This window comes from Streptomyces sp. NPDC107454 (genome assembly GCF_055582885.1).
Genome location: NZ_JBVJPA010000056.1, coordinates 1 through 3,913, shown reverse-complemented (window position 1 = coordinate 3,913; position 3,913 = coordinate 1). Strand labels below are relative to the sequence as shown.

Annotated in this window: 3 protein-coding genes; all 3 read right to left on the bottom strand. The window is 67.6% G+C overall.

The window, feature by feature from the left end; translation table 11 throughout:
• Positions 1-75 precede the first annotated feature (75 nt).
• Genes ACZ69M_RS51075 through ACZ69M_RS51065 form a run of 3 tightly spaced genes read right to left on the bottom strand, consistent with a single transcriptional unit; the run spans position 76 to position 3,738 of the window.
• Positions 76-471 (bottom strand): DUF6262 family protein, encoded by a 396-nt coding sequence (locus tag ACZ69M_RS51075; RefSeq protein WP_470060542.1) that lies wholly within the window; start codon positions 469-471, stop codon positions 76-78.
• On the bottom strand, positions 461-2,710 hold the full coding sequence (locus ACZ69M_RS51070; protein ID WP_470060541.1) for a tyrosine-type recombinase/integrase: 2,250 nt from the start codon (positions 2,708-2,710) through the stop codon (positions 461-463). Before ACZ69M_RS51070 ends, ACZ69M_RS51075 begins: the two co-directional genes overlap by 11 nt.
• The gene (locus tag ACZ69M_RS51065; protein ID WP_470060540.1) at positions 2,707-3,738 is read right to left on the bottom strand and encodes a site-specific integrase; all 1,032 of its coding nucleotides are present in this window, start codon (positions 3,736-3,738) and stop codon (positions 2,707-2,709) included. The genes ACZ69M_RS51070 and ACZ69M_RS51065 overlap by 4 nt, the downstream gene beginning before the upstream one ends.
• Between the last annotated feature and the right edge of the window lie 175 nt (positions 3,739-3,913).

Sequence of the window (3,913 nt, the reverse complement as noted above, 5' to 3'; positions counted from 1 at the left end):
CCGCGCTTATCTCGACTTCAGTCTCTGAATCACGCTGCTGACCAGCAACATGATGTCGTGGACGGTTGTCTTTGACTACGAGCTCTCGGCGGCGAGGCGGGCTGCGCGAAGTTGGCCGTGGGCGTGTGCGAGGGCGTCACGGAGTTGATGGTTCTCGGTGCGGAGTTGGCTGATGCGCTCGTGTGCGAGCGCGAGCCGTTGTCGCAGGGAGTCGTCGCTGGCGCGGGTGACGGTCTCCCGGACCGCGTTCGCGCCGTCTCGAAGGTGCTGCTGTTGCCGGATGTGGTCACGGAGTGCGGGTTGGCTGTAGATCCAGGACCGTGAGACCCCGGCTTTCCGGGCGACGAGCGCGACGGTCACCGGTTCGCCGGCGTCGGCCATCTCGGCGAGCGTCTGCTCGGCGTGATCGAGGGTCTGCTGGTGACGCAGTCGTGCGTGTTCGGCGAGGTGGTGGGGACGCTCAGCAGACATTCGGATCCTCGGTTCGTCGGCAAGCGCAGGCGCCTTCCGTGCAGCAACTGCTTTGTGCTGTAAGGCCGTTGATGATCGAGAGTAGGTTCTTCTCGACCGTGCGGTTCATCTCGGCGAGCCGTTGGTGGCCGTTGTGGTCGGCCTGGGCGATCAAGGTCTGGGTCTGCTCGAGCTGGCGGCGGTGCTGGGGCAGGAACTCGGCGGTGGTGACAAAGACCGGGCAGGTCAGGCAGGCGTTGGCGAACTCGCACTTCTGCTGCAGAGGGAGAGCGCAGTAGCCGTTGGGCAGGGCCATCTTCGCGCGGGCGAGGTTGTTCTTCATCCAGACCGCGTCGGCCAACGGCCCCGCGTCACCGGCCAGTTGTTCACCAGCGATGTTGACCTTCCGGGCTCGTTCCCACTGCTGGCGGATGGTCGTGTCCGACAGGCGGGCATAGTGGGCGGTCATCGCGTGGGAGTCGTGATCGAGCAGGCGGCGGACGGTCTCCTGCGGAACCTCGTTGTTGATCAGTCGGGTGCCGAAGGTGTGGCGCCATTGGTGCGGTGTGGCATGGACCGGCTGGCCGTGTTCGTCGCGGATGTCGCAGATCCGCAGCCATTCACGCAGCTGTCCGCGGAACGTCGAGGTACTGAAGGCGACCTTGCCCTCGGGGTTGCGGTTCGAGCGAGGTAGCAGGAAGGCGGGTTCGTCGAACTCGGCGAGGACTGCCTGTTGTTGGGCGGCGATGGCCTCGGCGAGGTCGGTGTCGATGGGGACGAACGCGTCCCGACGCATCTTGTGGTTGGTGTAGCGCAGGTAGGGCGCCCCCTGACCGTCGCGGACGACGCAGTCCCGAGGGAGTTTGCTGCCGTCACCGACCCGAAGACCGGTGTTCATCAAGATCCGTGCCAGGAGCCGACCCCGGGGATCGGCGAACCGGGCGAGGTTGTCGGGGTGCTCGAGCTGGGCCATCACCGCTTCGGGCAACGCTCGGGGTGCCCCGCGCATCAAGCGGGGGTAGTCCTCTGGGAACAGGTCGACCTGCGGTGCGAGCCGTGGTTCCCACCCGTGCTGACGCGCCGCCCGTAACAGCCCGGCGAGGCTGCTGAGCTGGCCGGTTCGGCTCTTCGGGTTGGGGAACTTCTCGGCGAGATGCGCCAGGTGGACCTCAATCACTTCGCGGGTCAGGGCCTCGGGGCCGTGCCGGAGGATGGGGAACGAGTGGGCGAACAGCGTGAGCGCGCGGACATCGGCGCCGACCGTGGCGACCGCGATGCCGGTCGACAATCTCCAGCGTGCCCAGCGTTTGGTCAGCTCCCTGAGCCAGAGCGGCTCGATGCCGGTGAACCGGAAGCGGGCATCCCGGCCGGGGAACCCCAGCCTCCGCAGCAGCCAGACATCACGCGGGAACTCGGCGTCCCAGCCGACGCCCTCCAGGACGTCGCGAAGGTAGCCGATCGCGTCCAGCAGGAAACGGCGCTCGATGTGACCGCGTTCGCTGGAGAACCCGAGACAGGAGATCCACTCCTCGGGGCTGCGGTCCAGCAGTGAGCCGGCCCCGGCGCCGGGAAGCGCCCGCAGCAGGCGCCGAATCGAGTAGGGCCGGGTGATGGTGCGTCGTTCGTCGACGCGGCACTGGATCGCGTAGGCGATCTCCAGTCGCATCGGCTCGGGCAGGGCCCGCAGGTCGAAGCGATCCTGCCCGAAAGTCGCGCAACCGAGCAGCCACGACTCAAGGGGCGGCCGGTCGGCGCGGACCCACCGGTTGCGGTGGTGGACACACAATCCGGCCTCGCCCTCGGCTTCGAGCCCGCACTCGGGAAAGACGCAGCCGGGCCCGGCCAGCAGCGGCGGGCCACCGCCGTCGGTGATCCACCTGGTCAGATCCGGGCTGCCCTGGCGGTGCCAGCGATGGGCGTGGGAGTGACACAGGCCGTGTTCACGTCGACTGCGTCGGCAGCTGCCGATCGCGCACTTGGGCGGCTGCTGCAGCCAGCGCCGGTTCGCCGGTGCCGTCGCCGCCCAGATATGGACATCGTCGGGACGTCCGTCATCGATCCAACGCTGGTGGTGAGCCGAGCACTTGGCGAAGATCACCGCGAGGCGTTCGCAGACCTGGACCAGGCAGCGCGGCCCACCGATCACCGGGTCGTCGGGGTCGACCAGGATCACCGGTTGCGCGAACCGGGGCCGCAGACGAGCGGCCAGGCCGATGCTCTCGGCGCTCTCGTCGGCGGGAATCGGAACGAGTTGCCTCATGCTGATGGCTCCGTTTCCGGCCCACCCAGGAACCCGGCTGCGGTCAGTGCCCGCCGAGCGTCCTCGATGCCCAGGTGGGAGTAGGTATCGATGGTGGTGCTGAGGTTCGCGTGGCCGAGCAGCTGCTGTACGACCTCGGCGGCGACGCCGCGACGCAGCAGCGCGGTGGCATAGCTGTGCCGGAAAAGATGGGGCGAAAACGCGATACCAGTGCTCTTGCGCAGCTGGCGCACCAGCCGGTCGACGCTGGAGTAGTTCATCGGTGCCCCCACCGGGGAGCCCCAGAGGTTCACGAACACGTAGTCGCAGTCCAGCGTGCCGTACTCGTCGTGGAGATAATCGCTGTAGAGACGGAACAGGTCCGCGTCAACGGGCACTTCCCGCGACCACGTCTTCGCCCGTGCCCGGTTGACGTTCGTGCGAGCCCTGACCGCCACCAGCCGCCGGCGCGGATCGAGGTCTTCGTGCCGCAGTCCCAGAGCCTCGCCGATGCGCAGGCCCGTGCCCTTCAACAGGCTCAGCAAGAACTTGTCCCGCAGCCGGTTGCACGCCGCGATCAGCGTCGTCATCTCCGCCTGGCTCAGCTCACGCGGCGGCCGGCGTTCGGCGCGCAAAACAATCGCGCGGTGCCGTTCCGGTCGTGAACCGAGATGCGCGAGGAAGGGCTGCCAGGACCCGCCGCGTCGTCCGGGGCGCCACCGCGTCAGCAACTCACCAGGCCCGGCGCCGTGTCGGTGGTGGAACTCGTAGAACGAGGCCAGTGCCGACAGCTTCCGGTTGACCGTTGCTGCAGCAAGATTCGCCTCGACCCACGGCAATGCCACCACCTGCCCGTCGCGGCCCGCCTCCGGCAGCCGCAGCCAGGTGATGAACCGGCCCAGGTCTTCCAGGGCGACCCCGTCCCACCGCAATCCGTGCCGGTTCAGGAACTCGAAGTAGTCCCGTAGATCGTGAGCGTAGGCACGGACGGTGTTGGGCGAGCGATCAATCGCCGTGAGATGCGCGAGGAACCGGTCGGCCGGATCCACGACCTCCCCGTCGGCCAGTACCGTCGACGACTCCGTCCCGGACGGCATCACCAGCCGCTGAACCCGAAACACCGCGTCGCGAGCACAGCAAGATAAAGAGTCCACAGCAAGCTAACGAGTACTCAGACAGAACCGTCACGGACGTCGTGGACTCTCCAGCAGGACGGTTAGATAA